Genomic DNA, 23,746 nt, shown 5'->3' with positions numbered 1-23,746 from the left:
GATCGGGTGCTGCTGCTGTACTTGGCCATGGCGGTGCTTTCGGGAGAATGATTCGAACAAATCGATGAGTGGCCACCGCGAGAGTCCGCGCCGCCTTGAGAGCAGCAGAACGAACGCATGACGGTTCCTTCGCTGGCCGCACCTTTTGCAGCCATACCGTGAAAAACGGACGAAGATTGCTACGACGTGGCACCGCCGCACGTGGGCGCCAAACGGTTTCTAATCGATTTGGACGCAGGCAAAAGTTAAAATTGCGTAATCAGTTACACTAGCGTAATAGTTGCGCAAGTGGAAGCGGCGGGGACCGGAGCTACGTCGCAGATTCCGCAGAGTCGATCTGTGACTGACCCTGGCGTGTCGTCCCTCTTGTTGGGCCAGTGCGACCCAGCGGCAGGACCTGGGATCGGTGGATTACGAGAAACCGAATGGCGATTAGTTTGGGCTGAGGGTTCCTCGCACTACGTCATCGATAAGCCCTGACGTAGTCCCGGTATCGGTTTCAGATAGTTGCACCTCGTATTTCCCGTTCCAAATGAAACAGCCAGCATGAAACGAAATGCCGCCCTTTTGGGTTCTGTAGTAGGCGACCACGCGAAGGCCCTTCAGGAGAGGATCTTGGTCCACCTGGGTCTGTTGAATAGCTTGTCGTGAGTCGACCAATCCACGGGCGGTGAGATAGTCATCTACAGCAGCTCTACACGACGTTTCGTTGGCGGGATGCGTCAATACGAACGAACTTATGACTCGATAGTTTTTCGACGGCGCAACACCAATCTTTTCTTCCCGATCGCCTTTCACCTCTTTGTATTCGCATTCCCAAGCTGAGCATTTTCCTGCTTGAAACCGAGTGCTCCCAATCGGAAGAAGGTCGCCAAGATTATAGCTCGGCAGAAGCCGCTCTTGATTTGCCGGATGAATACTTTTCTTACGGGCTCTTAGAATGAGTTCAATAGCGTCGGGTTCGAGCGTCACTTCCAACTCACGAGCCAAAATACTTAGTGCAGTCGCAGTGCTGGCGGTATGTCGTTTGGTAGTGGCTTCTAAGATCGTTGTGCGGCAAGCATGTACGATAGCTTTAGCGATCACATCCGCCTGACTAATGCCGTCGTCGAGTTCTGTTTGTTTTTGCGAAAAGCAGGCCCGGACCGCGCCGCCCAGCGCATGGGCGGAGTCACAACTTCCGAAATTGGCGGTCAGAATCAGAAGGAATGAAGCGAATTTTTTGCCCATAGCTGCCTCTTGATGCACCGAGGCAACTGAAATCAGCTCGCCGATGAGGTCTGGGTGCAGATGTCCATGGATGGTACGGCTGATTTTGCTAGGCTGGCGCTGCCATGAATTCCCGCCAGCCCTTCTCTCGAAGCCGGCAAGCGTCGCATTGGGCGCACCCGTATCCCCAGGGGTGCCGCCTTTCCCTGACCCCTTCATAACATGTGTGGGTCTCTTCTCGGATGAGTTCAAGCAACGTGCTGCTGCCAAGATCGCGAGACAACCTCCAGACGCCGGCTTTGTCGAGATCCATGAGGGGGCACTGTATGGACCATGAGAACCCAGTTGACTCGTTGAGCGCTTTTTCTATCGCGCTCATAGCCTGGCGCCGGCAATCCGGGTAGCCTGAATACTCGGTCTCACTGACTCCGCAAGCCAACACATCTATTCCGCGGCGGAAAGCCACGCTTGCGCTCAACGACATCATAATGAGGTTCCGACCGGGAATATATTTCTTCCTCGAAAGCATCTCGCTTCGAGATGCGTCAAACGTCGGTATGTTGCCCGCGATTTGACCCGCTAGATCCAACGCTACTATGTGATCCGGTCCCAGCCGACAAGCCATATCGGGAAATAGGTCGACGAGGCGAGACCGGAAAATGGCACGCTGCTTCATCTCTACGCTGTGTTTTTGGCCGTAATCAAACCCTATCGTTTCAACCCTATCGTAGTTATTGAGCGCCCAAGCTACGACGGTTGCGGAATCTTGTCCGCCCGAAAATAGAACAAGTGCGGCCGATGCACTCATTGCTGTTCCCAACGCCGTTGTCGAATCCAATCACAAGCGGAATCTACATCGCGAAAAATCTTACGAAGCGCACAATCGATCATGGGATTATCGCCGACAGGGAGCAGTGCCCGGACGTCCGTCTTCAAGCCGAGGCAAAGTTTGCCGCGACTGTAGGCATATCCAAGTTCAAAGCACGCTCCTTCGTCGATTACCCGGCCGTCCATAACGAGTAGAAGAATGTCGCATCGATCAATCGCGCGGATGTCGGTCGCAAAGATAGAGCTCTTAGCTTCTTGGACAGACATGCCGCTCGCGATGAGGTCAACGAGAAGAGCGCCGTCCTCTTGAGGCAGATAAACGTCGGCAAAACCCATCAAACTGTCGCGGAGCAGGACGTTCCACTGCCGCTCTTGAGGCGAAAAAAGCGGACCAGCAAGATAAACGTTGGGACGGTTAGAGATCAAAGTGCTCCGTCCCCGTCAATAATCTGTTCGAGGCGCTTTGCGAACGGAAACTCTTGGTAATCATCAAGCAGGATTTTCCTGGCTATCGCCTTGGCGACTTCCCCAGTAGTGAGGTGGCTTGTATCGAGCACTTGCCCATCTTGAATCTGGTAGATTTTCCTAAGAGCCTTATCCTGATTTTTAAGCGTCTCCAACTCGAAGCCGAATTTTCCGTCGGCCTCTTTCGAGGAGCTACGTTGCAACAGGCGCTCTTCGAGAGCGTCGGGCGACGCCCCTAGGAAAAATAGATGCCCATCCTCGAAAGGCTTTTTGTATTGTTCAATCCGGGTCTTTAGTTCAAGGGCCTTTCTCTTGATTTCGACCTTGTCCCCATTCTTCGAGAATGCGAATAAGTCAAGGAAAGCGCGATCCATGATGCGTATGCCCGAGTTGGGGCGCATCATATTTCTATTTTTCTCGATCAGCCTAGGGAAAAGGTAGTCATCGACAATCTTCTGTTCATCTGGGGTTAGACTCGTGTCGTCCTGATACATTTGTTTCGGGACGCGCCCGCTGAACTCTTCGAATGTTGTGAAGCAACGCAACGCATCGATCGTCGAACTCTTTCCCGAGGCGACGGATCCAACGATGTAATACTTTCTATGCATGGTGCTTTTCGCCCCCAGCGCGAGAAGCATCTCATCGAATTGGGCCGCCGACGAAGCGTTCAGGATATCAATGAATTCCTTATGTTGGGCTGTGGTCAAGAATATCGTGATCAGATTGTAAACGTGAAGATTCACTTCGAAGATGTCAGCTCGGACCTCCGGCGATCTAGGGCTGTCATCCAATTCGTGAAGTACAATAAAGTGATGGTTGGCGGGATTTCGTTTCGCGCTGGATCTGAGAATATTCTTTAGCGAGTTGTCGCTCAAAGAGAGGCCAAGCAAAATGAAGGTACGCACTGCGAACTGATTGATGACGTATTCTGCGTTGTGAGAATTTGGAGAAAGCATCACATCAGCAAATGCGTCCTCTGTTAGCACTACGTGCGCACTGCTGCGGCGGGGCTGGTCGCGAGGTAGACTGCCGTTGATATGGTATATGACCGGAGCGTGCTTCCGTGTTTCGACTTTTGGATGATAGATGATCTCGGGATTAGCAATGGGAGTGTCAGGCGCGGCAACTAGAATGTCCTCGACATGCGCAGTCACTGCTTGATCGACGATATCGTCGAAATTCAGGGTCACAGTGAAGCCCGATTTGCACACAAGACTGGCTAGGCCTTTTAGATAGATGTGCTCTTTAGCAATGTCTTCGAACGTTTTGTCGCCGACATCTCTGTACAGGCACTCCCGTATCTTCTGTTTCCACGCGGAATTAACGCGATATTCGTGAAATCGGTCGGCAGGGTTGTCCGCGGCCTTGGAGTGGTCCGCGTGGTGGTGCCGATAGAGGATTTCAGCAAGAAACGTCTCTGGGAAACGCTCCTTCTGGTGCTGCGATAAAATTTTTTCCGAGATTCCTGCTGCCTCCGCTAAACGGCTGACCAGCTTGCCCCATAATGGCACTTTTGCATCGAACGACACGCCGGCACCCAATATCAGACCTAAGCGCCTGTGTTCGGATGCTCGCTGCCAAAGATGCGTAAGCCAAAGCGGCAGCCTGGGCTCTTCTTGGATGGCGATAGCGAGGGGAGTTTCGGTAGGCATGTACTGCTCCGCAGCTAGCGGTGACTATTCTTAACCAGATAGGCCTCAAGCAAGGTCAGGAACTTCAGGTCGTAATGTTCTCCGACATCTCGAACGTTCCATAGGCCTGTTTCTTTGATGCTTGGCTTGTCAGAAAACCGTCCAAGCCAATCCGCGCTCGCAGGCTCGATTGGACAAAAGCCCTCTGTGAACATCGCAATGAATTGGCGTTCTATTGTTGCCCTCATGCTGCTCTTGCCGGCGGTGTCAATCACCGGAATAGCGAGGACTCGAAGACTTCCGATATAACTGGAGACTCTCGCCTCCAGAGCCGCCTCGCGATCGGTAATCTCCCGAGGCGCGGATTGTCCTTTGCCCCAATCTGGAAATTGATCTTGGAGATTCTCTCGCTCGATGATGGCCCGTCCAACGTGAAGGCGAAAAACCGAGGCCCGATGATTGCCTTGTCCAGCTCTCGTGCCAAAATGCGTTCGTAGCCGATTCCGAAGCGTGGCTGTCGATCCTGCGGAAACTCCGTGCGTTCCAACTCGAACAAGTCGTGGGATATTGTTCGAGAACTCGGTGGTCTCTGTCTCGTCAAAGAAGAAATACACACCGTGCGTTGGAAGGTCGGTAGCCAGTAGGTCGCCTAAACGAGGCGGTGTCCGCGATGCTGCCATTCTCTCGAAAAGTTCGTACGCCTGTCTAACCGCCTCACGCCGTCGCTCAATCCTAATAGCCTCATTCAAGAACGAAAGACGCGTCCCTAAAGAAAGAGAGCGCATTGGTGCAAAGTAATTCAACGGCTCGCTGCTGCCCGCCTCGACAAGCGGTGCAAAATAATCGTCTCCGGCGAGAACGATGAACTGCTTGCGCGGCAGCTCGCGTAATTGCCGGTCAACACGCTGGGCCCAATCCTGCTTTTCCTTTTTGGTGGCTGTCTTGAGTGTTTGCTCGTAGGGCTCGATTAACTCATCAGGGTGCAGCAAGCCGTACTTGGCCGACAAAATATAGAAAGGGACTCCCCATAATTCAGCCAGCTGAACAGATTTACGATACAGAGGAGACACATACATGTCCCGGGCAATGTCCCGATGGCCACCCTTGCTTTTACTGCAGGAGATAAGCGCAAAAAAACGCCCTACATCGGGACGAATAGAAGCGGCGCTGGTAAGCGCTAACCGAGCCAGGGACGTTGGTTCGTCGGGTGGTTTCATTGGACGTTGGGCGCGGGATGCAGCTGTGGAAGAGGCGAATGATTTGCCGGGTTCATCAGCGGGTCTGTGGTTGCTGTGCATTGCCGCCAGCAGTCGACACATTGTCGAAGTCAAACGGAAATTCATTCGTTTGATCTTCTTCGACCTTTGCCTGATCGGGAGTCTTCAGCACTGACGCCTTCAGTCGAGAAATTCTCTCCTGAATCTCCTCGGCGGACACTTCGATACGAAGCTTCTCTTGCACAAACCTAAGCCGCGCATCGCATTCTCGAATCAGCTCGGCCCACGACTTAATCCATACTCTGTGATTGGGCTTATCAATGAATAATCCAGCGGGGCGGTTCTCCTGTGTGATGCGCTGCCTGACAACGTCGTCATACTTGGTCGTCACAAGGAAGAAGTGCCATTGAGTGGAGGTGTTTATAAAATCCGGCTGAGCTAGAATCGCATTAACATAGTCCTCAAGCTGATCGACTTCTTTCCTGCCTATCTCCAAAGACGGACGTTTCAATTCGATCAGCAAGTATTCATGATGCTTGGCGTTCTCTCCAGGGACCACTCGTCCCAAGAATGAATCGATTCGGCCGATCCGTCCGTCCGGCTTACGTACCTTAGCGCCCCGCTTTCGTTTCAAAGAAAGTTCCGCCGATACGCGGTCCATAATCTTCGTTAGGCCAGCCTCGGCCATGGTCAGGTGAAATCCCTCACCGAAAATCCATGTATTGTCTCGGACGAGCGCGTCGAGCTCGCCTCGTTCCTTGATGGTGGTGCGGTGCCTAGGCTCAAAAACAATCTCGCGAAGAACCTCTAGCGCGACTATGCGGTTGGCGACCAAGCCGGAAGCTGAAATGATGTTGCCTAGCTCGGTTCTCTCAAGAAGTTGAGAGAATTCATCCTGCCGGACCTTTGGAAGATTAAAAACCGCTCTCAAAATCCTTGTTACGGACTCTGGATTGTTTTTTAGCGCTTCTTTGAGGAGGCCCAGGGCAATCTTTTTTAAGGGATTGTCGGCCTTCTTGAAGTCTTTAGAGTATGAAACTGCGGCGTGAGTGGCTATATCGAAAACTTGCCGTTCGTGCCGCTCGATTTCATCGCGAGGGTCTCCCTCGTAGGGATAGACACCGGCATCCTTCAGCTCCTGAATGAGCTCACCGGATTTCTCTGCTTTCCGAGCACGAAAGTAGTCCCCTAGGGTGTCGCGAATGTACTCAAGTACTTTGGCAAAGGCCGGATCTGTTAGTCCGCCGTCGAACTCAAGAAGATGAGCTTTGGCAATCTCGTTAAAGAATGGTGAGTAAGCGTAGGCCGAGAAGGTGAAGTCGGGTGCCGTGACACTCGCAGGAAGAGAGCCTAGGACAACGCCCGCTTCTCCACCGAAGTAGATTTTTCGTTCGGCAATATGCGACTTCCACTCGATAACACGCAAAGTGAGGTCGCTTACTGTGCGGTCCGGGCATATGATAGGCTGAGTAGGAAACTGATGGGAATGCTCGATCGTCTTTGCTGGATCGACCGGACGTTGATCGTAGGTGATCTTAACGTCAGGGTATTGCAATATATAGGGTGCAAAGATGGAATCAAATTCTGATCGCGCATCTTCGCCGCCGAGCCAGTCGAATGTATTTTTCAGCGGTGAGAGTTCAACGACCGTTCCCGTTGGTTCCTCATTGGAGGTAGGAACGGGCTCTGTCACCGAACTGTTCTGAAGATGGTCGGCGCTGATTTCGATGGTGATCTGAAAGCGGCCTTCGTCGGTCTCGTAGACCGAGGTCCAGCGGGCTTTCTGTGCCAGCGAGTAGAAGCGTAATCGGCCTTGGCCTTCTTTTCCGTGGATCGCCCGGCCACGCTTCGCCGTCCGTGAGGCGTGCAATTTCCAAGACTCCCCAAGACTCTCGAAGTCGTGCTCCGCGCGGCTCTGTGAAATGCCCGAACCATTGTCACGTATCACAATGGCGACGATGCCGCCGAGTGATGTCCGATCGAGATCGACGCTGATCTCAGTGGCGTCGGCATCGAGCGCGTTCCAGACATACTCTGCAATAGCTTTGATGTTGTCGCGGGTGCTCGCGACCCTCTGTAGATGATCGTTTTTTGCCTTGAGAGTTAAGACGACCATTGTGATTTCATGGGTGGCTCGGGGCCATTGTGAACAGCCTGAAAATTGGAATGAGACCGTAGGGCGGGCAAATCGCTGATATATTTCTAGCAACGTAAAGTCGTTTCTTCAAGGAAGACGAACCCTGCACTTTGGCGGCGTCGCATCTCGAAAGGCTGATAGGGAGGCATGGAGATGAAAATGCACAATGACATGCCGCATTGCTCCGGTGCCGCCGGCCGCTATAGCCGCGCCATCGTTCGGGCCACTTGCACAGCCGCCCATACCGCTGAACCGCGAGGAGTGGGGATCCCCCGTTCGGTCAGGGCCCTAGCAATCCCGCTGAGTGACTTAGTCCCGCTGGATTGAAGCTCTCGAATAATGTCGGCAAGGTCCGCTGCCCTTTCATTCGCCCGGGTTATCTGCGCCTCTCTGCCGGCCTTCCTGGCAGCGCGAGAGAGCTGAGCCCCTCTATCACCGCCTAGCTTGACGCCTCGCCTTTTAGCTGCTGCGAGTGCCGCCCGTGTACGCTCTGAGATCACACGGCGCTCCTCGTCCGCGACCATAGCCATGATACCCACGGTGAGCCGGTTAGCGTGGGGCATGTCAGCTGCAACGAAGTCAACTCCGGCTTTCTCCAGTCCGAGCAGAAAGTGCGCATCGCGGGAGAGCCGGTCGAGCTTGGCGATGACGAGCTTGGCGCCGTAGACCCGGCAAGCCTGGAGCGCCTTGGCAAGCTGCGGGCGGTCGTCATCTCGCTTTCCGCTTTCCACCTCCGTAAACGCTGCCGCGAGCGACCATCGACCACCAGCGAGATACAAGCGTACGGCCTCTTTCTGCGCCTCCAAGCCGAGGCCCGATCTGCCTTGTCCCTTCGTTGAGACCCGGTAGTACGCGACAAACACCCCTTCGGTCATGTTATTACATCCCAATCAACGAACGTTGACACCGATGTAAAGGTAGCTTTCGCGGTAGTCAAGTTGGTCATGGACCGGAATGGCCCCGAAGGTATGGATGGTCCTGGGCAGCTTCTCTGCTAGCCCGAGTTGGCCATTGGAGACCGTTTGCATGGGTAGGCTGAGACCGCCGGGATACCGTGATCTGAAGAAGGGGGACCGCCTCGTCCTTATCAATCCAGATAACACCCGCCGGGTTGTTGAGGTGACAAGCGTGGGTGAGGGGCGAGCTTCCGGCCGTGCTATCGGTCCTCAGGGACCGGAGGGCAGAGTGCGTGCGATCTCAAGCGCGACCATCCTTTGTAGGGAAGGCGAGCGGGAAGTCAGATGCGCTGCCAATCTTGTTGCGGGTGATCTGGTCTACACGCCCTCTCACAGGAGTGGAGTTCAGTACGGAAAGGTGGTTGTCGGTAAGAATGGTGGGTTGGGCCTCCTGAGGTGGGATGAAAGCAAGCAGGAATGGCTCAAGCGTCCCCAAGACATCCTCCACGATGCGCAGTGGTTCGCCCACGAGAGCGAGCCTAGCGCCTTGGATCGTTTCTTTCAGCGCATCAAAGAGGACCGGGAGCGATGGGAGGCCAGCAGCGGCCGCTCGGGCTTCCGCCGTGTTGACGGGAGCGATGAGTATCACTGGCGGGAAAAGCAGAGGCGGTGGGACCTGAGCACACCGAATCCCACCTACTTTCGTCCTCTGTCGAAATGGGAACGAGGCGAATTTCACGCCGAAGCTTCCAACTCGCTCATCGGGGTCGAAGTTGCGGCAGACGAGAATGGCGTCATCTTGACGCGCTTTTCGGAGACAACACACTCTACCCGGCCTACCGTCGAAGCCGCATCGGACAACGGCAATACGCCGGGCCAACCTTCGACGACTAAGAGCACAGTTGATGGTACTGCTGTCGATGGCCCACCGGGTCATAGCGCGGCCCCAGTGGGGGGGAACTGGCTCACGCGAGGATGGCGTTACGCGCTCAGATTTTTGCTCAAAATCTAGAGCCCAAACAGCGCAACTGGTCCCAAATTAAGTCCCACTCAACGGAAGAAGGGCGCGGGCTTGGTCCTGTGCATTCTGTTCGGCGTTATAGGGAAAAGATCTTTTATCCAGAAATCTTTAGTTCCACGCGCGAATAAGTCACGCACAGAAGCCTCCTGATGATAGGGAGCTGTGAAGATTCGTTGGGTGGCGAGGGGCCTGTGGACGGCAAAGTCTATCTGATTTCGAACAAGAGGAACTCGAAGGTCTATGTCGGTATAACGAGACGAACCACCGACTACCGTCCCTACAACCACGTCAAAACGGCCGAGGCGGGCAAAGGGTCAGCCGGTTCGTTGCAGCAAGCGATCCGAGACTTCGGAGCAGGCGCGTTCGCAATAAAGTTGTTAGCGACTGCTAAGACCCTTGCCGAGCTTGCGTCCCTGGAGGTGCATTACATCGGCGTTTATAATTCTCTCGCTCCTAATGGCTACAATCTGAACAGGGGAGGGGCCGTTCAGGAGGGCCGTCAACTCAGGATCGTTGAGGGCGAAGAATACTGGAGCTTGGCGGAACTTGCGGATGCGTACGGTATCCTCCCGATCACGCTGCAGAAACGTATGCAGTCTGGCCGCTGGACCATAGAACAGGCCGTGGGAATTGCGCCACCTCCTAATCGGGAGATAGGAGGCAAGGAGGTGACAATCGGCGGGACGCTATTCCCGTCCCTGTTTGCGGCATGTAAGCATTATTCAGTGGACAAGCGTATTGTTGATATGCGCATCAACCGGATGGGCTGGTCGTTAGACGAAGCTTTCGGCCTCAAAAACCGAAACACCAACGCCATCGTTGTCGCTGGTGAGGAATTTGCGAGCAGGCTGGAAGCGTGTCGCGCATACGATCTAAATGACAAGTTGATCGAGAGCCGATTACGAGGAGGGTGGACTATTGATCAGGCATTCAATCTTTCGGCTCACCCTTCTTTGAGAGAAAACAACCCAGCCGAAAACCACGTAATTCGATCGAATACGAAGGGAAGCTGTACCGAAGCTCGGCAGAATTGGCCAAGGCGTTCAACATAAATGCGTTTACGCTTGCATACCGGCTCAGACAGGGGTGGTCGTTGGATGCAGCCCTCGGCAAAGAGGCCGCTCCAGAGCGCAATGAGCGAGTAACCTCGTTCGAAGTCGAAGGAAGGCGCTATCGGGGGGCAGCGGAGCTATGTGCTGCCTATTCCGTGTCCGTCAATTCCTTCCGGTCTCGCCAGAAGGCAGGATGGACGCTGGGCCAAGCCCTCAACCTCGATCCCGCGCCCTCTAGAGCCAAGGTCGCCTATCTTGTCACTCGTCCTAGTGGCGAAACGGTTTTCGTCGAGGACTGGACAGCGTTTGCCGCTCGGGAGGGCCTGCCGCGCAATGGGAGCGCATTGAGAGTCGTGGCTTACCGCGACAAGTTGCATAGCTGGAACGGGTGGGGCTGCCGTAAGATTGACCCAGCTTCCGAAGATCCTGAGACCGATCCTTCTGACTAAGTTGGCGAGATCGGCACGGTCCTCAACGGGTGCTGGCTATCTTACGTTGCTACGTTTCGCTGCTACGTTTTGTCCATTGGTAGACTACGTGGACGAGAAGCTGCGGGGAGCAAAGGGCGAAGGAAGGGCGGTTTCGGCCGCAATCTCGCTAGCAAACGCTCCCTTCGTCTAGCGGTTAGGACGCGGCCCTCTCAAGGCTGAAACAGGGGTTCGATTCCCCTAGGGAGCGCCAGTAATTTCAACACCTTAGAGCTTTCAACGAAAAGTCGTCGAATATCCGTTGAATAAGCGCCGACGAACGCTGGCGAACTCCCGCACACCATTTCCCGATCGGATCACCTAGCTTTCCGTCATAGTCGATACCCAACGCGAAGCGCGAAGCGGATCGCGGTCAGCGCCACCAGAAGGTGCCGGAGTTGGCGCTGCGATCATTCTCAGTGCGAATTTGCCGCTACGTCGCGCCTGGGATGACAATGTATCCCGCTTTCACTAACGTTCTCGGGCGGTGCTTTCGATGCCACGTGAATCACCCCCGGACGCCACTTGGCCGCATTCTCTGATCGGTCGTGGCGAGTTGGGCTTCTACCGCATCATTGGGAAGTGCGGCCCTTCTCGTTGAGGGGTTGACGCGATCGTGCGGAAGCTGTGCGCGCAATGGTCGCTGCTGGTGCCAGCATTGTAGAACATGATCCGCTGCTCCTCAGTGTGTCGTTGGACATCAGTAGGCCGTCGGCCATGGTCGTTGGAAGTCCGGTAGATCGCGGATCAGCCTCGCGCGAGCAGCGCCTCCGGCGTTGGTCTTGTGTGAAGCGCAACCCATGCGCCCCCGCGAAGTTGCGGAACGCTGCCTTGAGCGGCGCCTACCGTAAATTGTCTCGCCATCATTACCGATATATCGGCCCCGATCCCGAGCACGGTACGCATTGGAATATTAATGAGAAAAATTGGCGGCTAAGTATTCGATCGTTGTGCGAAGTGCGTCAATATCATCAGCCGATCGACCTCAGCCAATGTTCTGTCCATCTCGATGTTTCATCCGGGATCACCGGTCACCTCGGTAGAGCCTTGTGTCTGATTTTTCGCTGCCACGATTTTGAGATACTCATTCATGAACTCGATCGAAGTCTCCATCCGCCAGTCCAGGTAAGGCTCGAAGTTGGAGACCAACTCCTGGATTTCGTCATCGGACATGCCCATCGCACCAAGCAGGCAAATCTCAAGGAACAGGTGCGCCTTTTCTTTCAAGATAACTGCGTCTCGCGACCACAGGAAGTCTTTTGTAAGTGTCTTCTTCCCTCCATAGTGCGTGAGGAAGTTTCGAACGTCTTTCAGCAGACCCATGTCGTCGTCGCCGCGACGAAATAACGGCGTGAGACTTCTCGGGTATAGAGAGAACAGCTGCTTTAGCCGATCAAGGAGTGTCACCGCTCCAACGAACTGGATACTGTCGCTCAATTCCTTCTGCAACGAGGGATCGAGCGTCTTTGGAATAGCATCACGCAGCGCCTTAAGCGTTGCCTTTCTTGTTACGTCGTCGGGAAATCGGTCTGCTTTATAGAGCTCACGATGCAGCACCTCCAAGGCTTGCAAGTAGGTCAAGAGGTTCGTGTGCACATACGCGGAATCTTGATAGGCCGCACCGGAAAAAATCAAGATGGCGAGGTCGATCTGATCGTGTTTTTGCCTCCAGCCTCTTAAACGTTCCTCGATCTTGTTACTGAACGTCGATTGACGGAATAGAGTATCTCGCTCTCTGCGGACGCGCGGCTCGGCAATCTTACGCCCAGACAGAAGAAGACCGAAACGATCGTAGCCGCGCGATGTGCGGCGCAGCAGATAGACCTCGTCGGTATACGAGGCTTGCCGAAGGCCAAAGGTTAGAAAGCTCTGCCATATGTGCAGTTCTTGAACTATCGTTTTGATCGACAGCGCGGCCGGAGAGATTAGCTCGATGGTGTTTCGTTCCTTCAAGGTCACTTGCTTGGAGTTCTCGAATTGGCGCGGCCCGGCATACTCCGAAAGAAAGCGCAACGAGCTCCCGTTGCCCAGGTCATATCGTGGCGTCGCCCGTTCTTGAAAGGCAACGGTCAGGCTCCCGGTTGCCAACTCGTTGGGTGTCGTATTCTCGTGGTGGCCGGTAAATCCGGTCGCGTCGCACCATTCATCTAGGCCGGTGAGCTTGAAAATCGTGCCGTCGAACAACACCTCATCCTCACTTGCGATGTGTCCGCCAACAAGCACCGTATGCGTGGCATACTCTGCAATCGTCTCTTTCAATGGGTCTTTGGGATACGAATGGCTTGGCCCCCGTCTCAGCGCCGCGTCGAACACCGTAACGTTATAAGAATAATCCGCCTCCAGACGACCATAGAAAGTGGGTTGCGTCTCGCCGGTAGGAAGCTTGGCAAGATGCTCTTGAGTGCCGTCCAGAACCAGTCGACCGTTGTTGTCGTCGCGGATCGTAAGTCGTCCCTTAAAAATATCTTCGGGCTTCCCAGGAAGCCACCATGCGCCTACCAACGGCTTGTTTCTAAACTCGTCCATAGATCCTCGCAGATGATGCACCATAGAATCGGATATTCTGGCGACAAAAGCTCTTTCAACAAGGGGTTCTTCAAGGCCCATCGTCACGGCCGAAGTGAATTTCGGCTTGGAATAGCATAGACTGTTCGCTTTCGTTCTCCCTCCACAGGCCCCCCGAATGCCTCCTGCTAGCCTCAACGTTGAAAACTGGCGCGTTGCGACACGCAAAGAGGTGGGAGATTTTCTTAGTGCCAAGCGAGACCGAAGGCCGTCCGGGGCGTCTTCCATACTGGTCGTGCGAAAACATCTAAAGCCAGTAGATCTCTATGCCTACCTTCGCGCTCGTTTTGGCGAACCAAACGGCTTTCAGAATTTTCTTCGCCGCGACAGCAGCGACAATCTCGTTCATTGGGATTTCAATATAAAGATCGACGAAGTCGATCTCTATTTTGCTGGTGCATCGCGCGAGATACAGATCATTATCTCCGAACGGCTGACCGATAGCGATTGGAAGGATCTCATTCAGGCGATTAAGAGGGACTTCGCCCGCATTGCCGCCAAAAAATCGGAGATGCTGCACTCGTTCGAGAAGTATTTCGTATTTCAGAACAAGTACGTTAGCTTAGCGGGCCATTGTGCCGATCTGCATGCGGAGATAGTTGAAGCTCCACCTTACGAATGGCCGGCAATTAATCCAGATAAGGACGGCCTTGAAGCGGCCAAATCTTCAATGACCAAAGTGAGGGAGCGGGCTGACAAGCTCTATCGCGCCAGCCTCATGCTTCGACTTCTCACGCCCATCATGGTTGAAGCGTTCATCAACATGGTCATTTTGTTTTTCTGCAAGGATGCCGTCCGGCTGGATAAAGACCGATATCGGGCCTTTATCCGGGCTTCTATACCAGAGCGTCTGAAGCTCCTTAGTGAGCATTGTGATGGGTTCGAACGCCGCGTTGACGTATCCACCGAAGCCTATGCGACGTTTATGCGGGTCGTTAACAAGCGCAACTTCGCGCTACATGGTAACGTCGATCCGGTGGCCGAGCGGATTGAAACGGTATATTTCGAAGGACGGCGCCCGCTCTTTGTGAATCCTGGCAACAACATTCAAACATTCTTTGAAAATCTCGAAGCGTTGCATGCGCCGAACGAGGTTCTTGCCGAATACGAAGGTGTTCACATCTTTCTGACGGAAATAGCCGAGTGCCTCTCGAAACAGCACCGGATATTCTTCGATCAGGTGATTTCCGATGCTTACCCGGGATACTACGTTGCGAAGCATCGCCCGACGCGGATTCTTCCAGACGCCGTCGTACAGGGTATGATGCCCTGCGCTCATTATGATGACGAATTGGACGTTATTTGGTAGCTCCGAATGGAGGCAGGATGGATTGCGAAGCGAAGAAAGCGAGATTCCTTGAGCTACTCAATGAAGGGCACGAGGAGCAAGTTTATCAAACTTTCTTAGAGCAAAATACGCATCTTATTCCGAGAGAGTTCGTGCAGAATCACGGCATCGGATTAGGTCTTGTTCTTCGCAAGATTCCATTCGGGGCCGATTACAAAACAGACTTTTTCTATTTTTCGAAAAGCTCGGACGACTGGAATGCCGTTTTCATCGAACTGGAAAAACCCACGTCTCGGTTTTTCAAAGGCAACACTAACGAATTCCATGGCGATTTTCTGCGTGCGCAGCAGCAGATTAATCAGTGGAAAGCTTGGTTTCTTTCGGATCAGAACAAATCTGGCTTCTTGGCCACAGTGAGCGCCATTCAGGTCCCACAGCATATGGCCCGAAATCCGACCTACAACAAATATGTTCTCGTCTTCGGTCGTCGCGCGGAATACGCGGGCAACGAAAATCGTAGGCGGCTTGTAAAGGCCGCCGAAACTGACGATTTCAAAATCATCACGTTCGACAGTCTTGCTGAGGGTCTCAACCAAAAAAAGGAGCTCACAGTGGGTAGTCGGCACAATCAGTTCATCGATATCCTCTCCGACGAGATCACGGATGCGGGGATGTATGCGTGGATGGAGCCGACGCAGCTTCGCGTGAGCAAAGCGCTTCATGCAAAGCTGAGCAAGGGTGGATCCAATCACTTCGTCCTGGGCGATGACGGCCAGCGGCAAGAAGCGCTCAGCCGGGCCGCATCGCTCGTCCGTGTTAGGCCTAACTGATCTTGGTGTTCTGGACAGCGCCGAATCAGCAGTCCGGCGAGCCGATCATATCCTTCGTCGTAGATGGGGAAGGGTGTCGTTCGAAACGGGCGGGCTCGAAGCACTCGGGCTAGCTCCCTGCAACTTATTGAAGCACAGCAGTTTTTCTATTTGACGCCCCTCGAGCATGGCAAACGCCGAGTGGCCCGCGTTCTCGCCAAAAAATATGCGTGGTCCCCGGAGCGTGGGCTAGAGTTGCGCGCGCGATATGCGTAATCCAGAGTTGAATGCTGGAACCGCTTTGGGTTGGGGGGAAGAGTGCCATTCGCGGATTGGTGTGAAGAACAGGAAGAGGCCGTTGGCAACCACAACCTCACGGTCCTGACGAGCATAGCCGCAAGTCGTGAGGTCGGCCGGGACGCGACTGCGCTTTGTGTACCAACACACTACGCGTCGGAAGAACGCATTGCGGATCTACTTCAGCGCCTCGGCAAACCGGCGTCGGCCGCCTTTATCCAGCAAAAACTTCCAGAAGGCTCGCGTATCCGATCCGGCGACCTCGGGGAAATACTGGCCACGGAATACGTCGCCGAGAAAATGACCTTCACCGTGCCTATCAAGCGTTTGCGATGGAAAGACCATCGCGAGATGGCGATGCGCGGTGACGATTTACTGGCGGTCCGCATTCCGGACGATGGCAGCCCTCTCGATTTTCTAAAGGCAGAATCAAAAAGCCGCGCGCAGCTTCAAACAGATGTCGTCGCTTCAGCCCGAATATCCTTGAATGCCGACGGGGGCCTGCCATCACCCCACGCTCTGGCGTTCGTTGCTGACCGCTTGCGTGAACTAGGGCAAGTCGAGCTTTCCAATAAGATTGACGACGCCCAGCTTGCCGATGGCATTCTTCCCGATCAGGTCTGCCATCTATTGTTCGTATTCACTGGCAATGACCCAACGAATTTTCTTCGCACCGATCTCCAGCAGTACGCCGGTACGATGGAGCAATTTAGCGTGGGCCTGAGAATTACCGGCCACGCGCAATTCATTGAGGACGTTTACGAGAAGGTGATTGCCGATGGCGACAACGGTTGAGGAACTGCAAAACAGTATCCGCCAGGCCGTCGGACCCGGCTTCCGCGCCCGATTGCTCGATCGTGGTGAAGCGAGATCCATGATTTGGCAGGACGGCGTGCTTCCACCTGGCTCTCCTGCATTCACCCCAACGCTCTCATATGACCTGCTGTCCTACGCTTATTCACTGCTCGGAATGGGTTTGCGCTTGAAGGAAGCAGGGGGCGATCAAGTGATCGCGCGCCAAGCATTCGAGTATGCAGGCATGGCTCTTGAAGGCGTACTTTTAAAAGGGGTACGAGCTGATGACACGCGCAGTTTCCACTACATTGTCGCTGCCGGCGCATATCACCTGGGCCGGTTTTCCGCGCGGGCCTACTCGCTTCTGTCCCACGGGCAGCGGGACTCCTCGTTCTCCCCGATAGAGCGCTGCCTTGCCAGCCTAATCCTTCGGGATTTGGCCGCCCTAGAGTCCGAAATCATTGCGTGGCGCATTGATGGTCCCGGCACGGACGAAAACATCGCGCAGTCCCTCCAAGATGGTTGGGACGCCGCGACAGAAGGCGAGCCGCCAGATCCCGAAGATGGCTCTTATGTCATCGATGCCCTTGGTGCAGCGATTATCGACAATTTCCTTGCCGGGATGGGTCTTTTCTTATTCGCGGTGGAACGTGGTGAACAGGAATACATTACCCAGGCGATTGAGCGCCTTCGCGTAGGGCTGCAAATATGCACCGAAGTAAATCTACTACCTCAATGGTGGACGTACCGCCTTGCCATAAACATCATTGATGATCTGTGGTCATCCAGCTTCCATGCACGTCTCCCCTTGCTGCCGAACACACCCGATGAGGCGCGCTGGGCAGATCTGAGAAAACTGTTCATTTCCCTTTTGTATCGGCGACCCCGGTCGGAAATTGATCTCTGGCCGTCCCAAATTGATGCAGCCGCAAAAGCCATAAATGAAAGCAACGATTTGGTCGTCTCCCTTCCGACGAGCGCAGGAAAAACGCGTATTGCCGAACTCTGTATTCTTCGCTGTTTGTCCGCAGAGAAGCGCGTAGTGTTCGTGACACCACTTCGGGCCTTGTCCGCTCAGACTGAGAATACCCTACACCGCACCTTCGGGCCTTTAGGCAAGACAATCTCGACCCTCTACGGAAGCATTGGCACGAGCGATTTTGAGACGGATGCACTCGGCTCGCGAAACATCGTGGTTGCCACACCGGAGAAGCTCGACTTTGCCCTGCGAAACCAGCCGTCGCTCCTCGACGATGTCGGCCTCATCATTCTCGACGAAGGTCATATGATTGGACTAGGCGAGCGCGAAGTGCGCTACGAGGTTCAAATCCAGCGCCTCTTGAAGCGTCCCGATGCTGATAATCGACGCATCATTTGCCTATCCGCCATCTTACCCGAAGGCGACCAACTTGACGATTTCGTTGCTTGGCTCAGCAACGATGACGGGCAGAGCCTCGTCAAGAGCGCATGGCGGCCGACGCGGCTACGATTTGGCGAAATTATATGGTCGGCAAATCGTGCCCGTATGAATATCCATGTTGGAAATGAGAATCCGTTTGTTCCCGGCTTTTTCTCGTCGCGAGCCCCTACAAGGGGGCAACGGCGCAAACTGTTTCCCTCCGATCACCGGGAACTGGTTCTGGCCACGACGTGGCGGCTTACGGATGATGGACAAACCGTCCTGATTTACTGTCCGGAGCGTAGGTCGGTTGAGCCCTATGCGACCGCGATAGTAAAGCTACATGGGTATGGGCTATTGCCGTCGCTGCTCGGCGTGAACGAAAACCATATCGCTGTTGCTCTCGCTATCGGTGCCGAATGGTTGGGCGCTGACCACGATATCTTGAAATGCCTCAAACTTGGCGTGGCAATCCATCACGGCGCACTCCCCACCCCGTTTCGGAAGGAAGTTGAAAAGCTCCTTAGAGACGGCGTTCTCAAGGTTACAGTATCCTCGCCAACCCTCGCCCAGGGTCTTAATCTCTCGGCGACAACAATTGTGATGCACGGCATTATTCGGAACAGAGAGCCCATCGAGGCCTCGGAATTTCGTAATGTCATAGGGCGCGCCGGACGAGCTTTCGTCGATGTGGATGGGCTCGTTCTGCTTCCATTCTTCGAGCCAAATGCACAGCGCTCAGCCCAATGGGAAACCTTAAAAGCGGGCGACCAGGGCCGCGAAATGGAAAGCGGCTTGCTCCGCTTAATCATCTCTCTCGTACAGCGCATGTATTCGAGTTTAGGAGGCGATCTTGCTCAATTGCTCGAATATGTCCTCAACAACGCGCAAGTTTGGGATTTTCCCACGGTTGCTGGCGAGTCGGCAGAGCGCAGAGCCGTAGCCCTACGCGACTGGGAACAGTATTTGACCACGCTTGATACCGCCATCTTGAGCCTCATGGGCGAGAACGAAGTGCCCGACGACGAAGTACCTACCCAACTCGACGCTATCTTAAGCTCATCATTGTGGGAACGACGGCTCACTCGAAGGCGTGAAGAAGTGCAGCATATATATAAGAGCGCCCTCTTAAGCCGCTCCAAATTTCTCTGGCAAAATTCCACGTCGACGCAGCGCCGAGCTTACTTCTTGGCGGGCGTAGGATATGAGACCGGCAAAAAGCTGGATGAAATTGCCCCAAATGCCAACGAGCCGCTGCTGCAAGCGAACGGAGCGGTCCTCACGGGCGACAACGAAGGGGCCATAACAGCTATTACGGCACTGGCCGAACTTCTCTTCGACATTTTGCCATTCAAGCCCAACGTTCAGCCTGCCAACTGGCGCGACATTCTTCGCGCATGGCTCCTGGGGGAGCCTATTGCGGTGCTGGCGGAGAATGATGCGGATGTCCTGCGATTTGTCGAAGAGGCCCTGATTTACCGGCTACCGTGGGGAATGGAGGCTATCCGCGTTCGCGCCCTTGCATGCGGCGACAAGTTTGATGATGGAACGGACCTAGATGATTATGAGCTCAGTCTTGCAGTGCCAGCTATCGAGACAGGCACGCTGAACAGGTCCGCCGCAATCCTCATGCAAGCAGGCTTCACGTCGCGCCTTGCGGCAATAAAAGCGATCACCGATACCAACGCCTACTTCGATACGTCCGAGGGTCTTAAAGAGTGGCTTCGATCAGACGAAGTAACAGCTCTTTCCCGAGATGCGGCATGGCCGACCGAGACGAGCCATGCCATTTGGGTGGGCTTTCTATCGAGTTACGTTCCGCAAGATCGCACCGAATGGAAATCATGGACCTATTCGGATAGCGCAAACTGGGTGGATAGCAACAATCCCCCTCCAGCCGGCACCGCGGTTCGCATTGTGAATGCCCAGGACGGCGATACATTTCAGATACTGTCCCCGGACCATGAACTACTGGGATCGCTGACAAGCCCTCTTCATACGGAAAGGAGTGGTCTGCTGCGCGCCTCTGTAAATGGAGATCGCACGAGGATTGAAATGTCATATGTCGGTCCGGCCGACCTCGTACCCAGCCAGTTGGAGTAGGACGCTCAGATGTCCACCGGGTCAGACTTCGAGAAAATCTTCCAGCAGCTCATGAAGCTGGACAATCTCGCACGTTACGCCGATGCCAGGGCCATGGAGGCACTCGGTTCTCTCATAGATCTGTCTTCGGATTTGGATCGGGATGACGGGCTTGATAAAGCGTTGGCGTGGTGCGACGAGCTGGAACAGCGGCCGCTGAAAGGCCCGGATATTCCAACGCTCGATTACTTCCGCGCCAATGCATGGCATGCGAGACAACGCACAAAACATCAGGCCCCCAACATCGCCTGGAGTTGGGATCAGCCCGAGGCGCTCGAACAGATACGGTTCCTGCGGAGGGCCACTCGCCATCCCGAGTTCGAAAACCTCGATACAGTACGCAGGGCCCAGATTTTCACGAACCTCGCCAATCTCCTGAACTCGCTTGGGCGATTTGTCGAAGCAGTTCCCACTTGGAGACGCGCCCTTTCGGTTAATCCGCGATTTGGCATGGCCCTTGGCAATCGCGGGCTTGGCCTATCCGAATATGGAAGAGGCCTCTATGATGGCGGCCACGCCGAAGTGTTTCTGCTCTTTGCGCACAAAGACCTCACTGCTGCACTTTCTCCGGACGCAGACTATGCCGGCTATCCCGACGACGACGCCCAGGCCGCCTTTGCGCGAAGACAAAAACACATCGAACACCTTATCGATTGCGCAGCCGTCCAAAAGTCCTTGCAAATGGATGGTTATCCCTTGGGCGACACCTCCGAAGAGCAGGAATATCGCCGATGGGTACTAGCTAATGGACTATTCCTAAATCCGCTCAATGATCTTGGACCGCATTCAATCAGCGCCAGGGACATATTCGGCCTTCCAAGCTTCACAACGAAGATGGACGAGCCACCAACGCTCATCGGCCTCTTCAACCAAATGAAGCAGGAATACATATCCGCCCGCTGGATGCTCTATGAAGGTATGGAGGCTGACACACCGCATTTCGCGGATCGAGGTGTGACGCTTCCAAACACACTTGACTACCCCAGCTACTCTATTGCTGTTGAGAAAGTGAAGGCGGCATTCCGCATCGCTTATTCGCTGTTCGACAAGATCGCGTTCTTTCTCAATGACTACGCGAAGCTAGGTATCAATCCAAAGCAGATCTACTTCAAAACGATTTGGTACAGCAACCAGGATTGGAAGCGAGGCGTCCGCAAAGAGTTCCTGAACTCCCGGAATTGGCCGGTGCGCGGGCTCTACTGGCTTTCCAGGGATCTCTTCGATGCGGAGCTGCAAGCGACCGCCGAACCCGACGCGCAAGAGCTTTACATTATTCGGAACTGCCTCGAACACAGCTACCTCAAAGTCCATGAAATGCTCATTCCGTTAACGAACAGGGAGGATATGTGGCTCGATAGGCTCGCGTTCTCCGTGCAGCGCGAGGACTTTTTCAGAAGGACCCTCAGGGTCCTGCGGCTAGCGCGTGCCGCGCTCATATATCTCTCACTCGGTATGCACCATGAAGAACGACAACGCCCATCATCCCCCAATAGCCTAATGATGCCCATGTTCCTCGACACGTGGGAGGACGAGTGGAAATTCTAACAATCACATTCGTCCCAATCGCGGAAGGCAGCTCGTGCACCGATGCGGAAATTCAAGAGCGTATCGCCACAAGCTCAATAGGAAAACGCACGACGCAATACATCGCCTACCTGGATGAGCGCGAGATCGGTTTCGTCTCGCTTGACGACATGGGGGAGATTGGCTGTCTTGTCCTGTATGAGCTATTCGTTCCCGTCAGACTCCGCGGATCCGGCCTCGGCACCCAGCTACTCGATAAAGTTGAGGCTATTGCGCGCACAGAAGGTTACCAGCGCATCACCCTCTATCCGCGCCCGCTCGAAGCGGGATTCCCGGCCGAGCGCCTCTCGGCCTGGTATTGCCGCTGTGGGTACACAGAGCGCACCGACTGCCCGACTGAACTGGAGAAGACGACATAGACCGATTCAAATCTCACGATGATGATCGGTATGAAGCGACGACCGGAAACATGCTCCCCGTTCAGCTTCCTGCAAATTTCCCGGCGCTGAAATCGAAATTTATTGGAATCCAGCTTTTGTGGTGTTCGTCACCGACTGACAGGTAGACGTCCGACAGCGCCCATGCTGGCACCGATACAATCTGAAAGAACGCTCCCGTTTCCATATCCCCGTTGATGCCAGCCGCGGAGCCGAACTGCGCGGTTATCATGGCAAAGCAGGCGCTCACTGCGGCAAAGCAATGCGCCAGCGTTGCTCTCTCAAAGCTATTTTCTCGATCATGCTTTACCGCGTTGTACGCGTCATACCACCCCAGATCCTGACTGGGCTTACCGGTGCAACCCCAACCAGCGAACGGACTGATAGGCGAAAGCCAGGGGAAGTTGGAGAACGATACCGCATATTCGTCGAGTTTCATCGCCGATCGCAGTTTCACGTAGTCGCGCGTATCATAACGGTCTCTTAGATATCCGTTAGCAGAAAGAACTCCGCGCCAATGCATCTCTACCTCGGTACACGCGAGAATCAGAAGATTCCTGATATCGTGCCCGTATGTTTCCAGCGTTCCCTCGCTTGGGTGAACGGTTTGGCAAATCCGATCAAGCTGACGGGTAAGTGCTTTCAGTTGCCCGCGCGCAGTTGCGATGAAAGCTACATCGCCCTCGGCGCCCGGATTGAAGCCGATAGGAGCGGTTGACCACTCATTAGTTGGCCGCGCCATCCGCGGGAAGAACTCTCCTGGGTTGAAGATGCTTTTGTGAAATGGGCTTTTGCCATCGGTCGCAAACCAACTTGTGGCTTGGCGCCTGACAGCCTCCAATATCAGTTCGCCAGGATCGGCCTTAAAGTATGTTCCAGCCCCGCTCTCGGGATTGATTACGCCCAAACACGTCGCCGATGCATCTTCAATTCTCCAAACCTGGAAAGGCATGGCGTCACTTTCGCGAATGTAATAGCTCATGATGCGCACTCTTCTTATCAAGGCAACCGACACGACTCCTGTCCGCCCGCCGATTTGGCGCTTACTGGCGTGCGGACAATCGTATGAAGGATACGACCGAATATTTTTTCCAAGCAAGTGATTGGTTGCCGATGCGCGTGTGGATGCGCTCTTCTCTTCGGCTCTTGCCCCCAACGGAGGGAAAAACATGTTCCATATCATCACTGTCGGAAAGCGCCTTGTCCCCATCGAGGATATTGCGATTGTTGAAGCCTTTGAAGCCCGCGATGACCCCAGCCTTCGCAGCTCGAAGGAATTTCGCGCCCGCGTCGTTCTCGTTGATCGCGAAAGCCTTCTTATCGAGCAGACACAGGAAGCCTTCGCCAAAGCAATCCTGATGCTCCAGAAGACGAACCAGTCTTCGCCAATGCGAGAGACCGGTCCGGGCGGCTCGAACGTCACGAGCCCGGCCCTGCAAGGGATGAACCTCTCCCTCGCAGCGCTTGCATATAAGCGCCCGGCCGGACGGCGTTGATGCAAAAGAACAGATAACGATGGATCGCACCATCGAGCCAACAGTCGCCTCGGCACAATGGACCGCGCCGC

The 23,746-nt window shown here is 54.5% G+C and carries 17 protein-coding genes and 1 tRNA gene; 9 read left to right on the top strand and 9 right to left on the bottom strand.

Annotated features, from left to right (window positions below; all coding sequences use genetic code 11):
- Positions 1-432: 432 nt before the first annotated feature.
- The 7 genes from ACVW16_RS11740 to ACVW16_RS11710 all read right to left on the bottom strand — a co-directional run bounded on the left by ACVW16_RS11740 (position 433) and on the right by ACVW16_RS11710 (position 8,362).
- Positions 433-1,428 carry a hypothetical protein gene (locus ACVW16_RS11740; protein WP_456705357.1) on the bottom strand — a complete coding sequence of 332 codons (996 nt, stop codon included), beginning with the start codon at positions 1,426-1,428 and terminating at the stop codon, positions 433-435.
- Positions 1,319-2,017, bottom strand: a complete 699-nt coding sequence (queC, locus tag ACVW16_RS11735; protein ID WP_456699380.1) for a 7-cyano-7-deazaguanine synthase QueC — start codon at positions 2,015-2,017, stop codon at positions 1,319-1,321. Before queC ends, ACVW16_RS11740 begins: the two co-directional genes overlap by 110 nt.
- Positions 2,014-2,463, bottom strand: a complete 450-nt coding sequence (locus ACVW16_RS11730; protein ID WP_456699379.1) for a nucleoside 2-deoxyribosyltransferase — start codon at positions 2,461-2,463, stop codon at positions 2,014-2,016. Before ACVW16_RS11730 ends, queC begins: the two co-directional genes overlap by 4 nt.
- Positions 2,460-4,154 carry an SIR2 family protein gene (locus ACVW16_RS11725; RefSeq protein WP_456699378.1) on the bottom strand — a complete coding sequence of 565 codons (1,695 nt, stop codon included), beginning with the start codon at positions 4,152-4,154 and terminating at the stop codon, positions 2,460-2,462. Before ACVW16_RS11725 ends, ACVW16_RS11730 begins: the two co-directional genes overlap by 4 nt.
- Before the next feature lie 14 nt (positions 4,155-4,168).
- Positions 4,169-5,350: a DUF6884 domain-containing protein gene (locus tag ACVW16_RS11720; RefSeq protein ID WP_456699377.1), complete on the bottom strand. Its 1,182-nt coding sequence runs from the start codon at positions 5,348-5,350 to the stop codon at positions 4,169-4,171.
- Positions 5,351-5,405: 55 nt separating this feature from the next.
- Positions 5,406-7,466 (bottom strand): ATP-binding protein, encoded by a 2,061-nt coding sequence (locus tag ACVW16_RS11715; RefSeq protein ID WP_456699376.1) that lies wholly within the window; start codon positions 7,464-7,466, stop codon positions 5,406-5,408.
- Between the two features lie 221 nt (positions 7,467-7,687).
- On the bottom strand, positions 7,688-8,362 hold the full coding sequence (locus ACVW16_RS11710; RefSeq protein WP_456699375.1) for a recombinase family protein: 675 nt from the start codon (positions 8,360-8,362) through the stop codon (positions 7,688-7,690).
- A gap of 1,233 nt (positions 8,363-9,595) precedes the next feature.
- Between ACVW16_RS11710 and ACVW16_RS11705 the strand changes: the two genes are divergently transcribed.
- Both ACVW16_RS11705 and ACVW16_RS11700 read left to right on the top strand, forming a co-directional pair.
- Entirely contained in the window at positions 9,596-10,456 is an 861-nt protein-coding gene (locus ACVW16_RS11705) for a GIY-YIG nuclease family protein (protein ID WP_456699374.1), read from the top strand.
- 606 nt (positions 10,457-11,062) lie between these two features.
- Positions 11,063-11,137, top strand: a tRNA-Glu gene (locus tag ACVW16_RS11700).
- A gap of 800 nt (positions 11,138-11,937) precedes the next feature.
- Here ACVW16_RS11700 and ACVW16_RS11695 read toward each other — a convergent pair.
- Positions 11,938-13,449 (bottom strand): ApeA N-terminal domain 1-containing protein, encoded by a 1,512-nt coding sequence (locus ACVW16_RS11695; protein ID WP_456699373.1) that lies wholly within the window; start codon positions 13,447-13,449, stop codon positions 11,938-11,940.
- 157 nt (positions 13,450-13,606) lie between these two features.
- Between ACVW16_RS11695 and ACVW16_RS11690 the strand changes: the two genes are divergently transcribed.
- The 6 genes from ACVW16_RS11690 to ACVW16_RS11665 all read left to right on the top strand — a co-directional run bounded on the left by ACVW16_RS11690 (position 13,607) and on the right by ACVW16_RS11665 (position 22,161).
- Positions 13,607-14,797, top strand: coding sequence for a hypothetical protein (locus ACVW16_RS11690; RefSeq protein ID WP_456699372.1), 1,191 nt, complete (start codon positions 13,607-13,609; stop codon positions 14,795-14,797).
- A 17-nt stretch (positions 14,798-14,814) separates the two neighbouring features.
- Complete coding sequence (locus ACVW16_RS11685; RefSeq protein ID WP_456699371.1) at positions 14,815-15,606, top strand: Shedu immune nuclease family protein; 792 nt, start codon at positions 14,815-14,817, stop codon at positions 15,604-15,606.
- A 297-nt stretch (positions 15,607-15,903) separates the two neighbouring features.
- Positions 15,904-16,677 carry a Hachiman antiphage defense system protein HamA gene (locus ACVW16_RS11680; RefSeq protein ID WP_456699370.1) on the top strand — a complete coding sequence of 258 codons (774 nt, stop codon included), beginning with the start codon at positions 15,904-15,906 and terminating at the stop codon, positions 16,675-16,677.
- Positions 16,661-20,179: a DEAD/DEAH box helicase gene (locus ACVW16_RS11675; protein WP_456737439.1), complete on the top strand. Its 3,519-nt coding sequence runs from the start codon at positions 16,661-16,663 to the stop codon at positions 20,177-20,179. Before ACVW16_RS11680 ends, ACVW16_RS11675 begins: the two co-directional genes overlap by 17 nt.
- 9 nt (positions 20,180-20,188) lie before the next feature.
- Entirely contained in the window at positions 20,189-21,763 is a 1,575-nt protein-coding gene (locus ACVW16_RS11670; RefSeq protein WP_456699367.1) for an LA2681 family HEPN domain-containing protein, read from the top strand.
- Positions 21,751-22,161 (top strand): GNAT family N-acetyltransferase, encoded by a 411-nt coding sequence (locus ACVW16_RS11665; RefSeq protein ID WP_456699366.1) that lies wholly within the window; start codon positions 21,751-21,753, stop codon positions 22,159-22,161. Before ACVW16_RS11670 ends, ACVW16_RS11665 begins: the two co-directional genes overlap by 13 nt.
- Before the next feature lie 61 nt (positions 22,162-22,222).
- Here ACVW16_RS11665 and ACVW16_RS11660 read toward each other — a convergent pair whose 3' ends face one another.
- Positions 22,223-23,161, bottom strand: a complete 939-nt coding sequence (locus ACVW16_RS11660; RefSeq protein ID WP_456699365.1) for a hypothetical protein — start codon at positions 23,159-23,161, stop codon at positions 22,223-22,225.
- A gap of 187 nt (positions 23,162-23,348) precedes the next feature.
- Here ACVW16_RS11660 and ACVW16_RS11655 point away from each other — a divergent pair, with 187 nt between their 5' ends.
- Positions 23,349-23,675 (top strand): hypothetical protein, encoded by a 327-nt coding sequence (locus ACVW16_RS11655; RefSeq protein WP_456699364.1) that lies wholly within the window; start codon positions 23,349-23,351, stop codon positions 23,673-23,675.
- The last annotated feature ends 71 nt before the right edge of the window (positions 23,676-23,746 follow it).

The organism is Bradyrhizobium sp. USDA 4474 (genome assembly GCF_054057515.1).
Note: the sequence above shows the minus strand (reverse complement) of the source record. Positions and strands in the feature narration are given on the sequence as shown.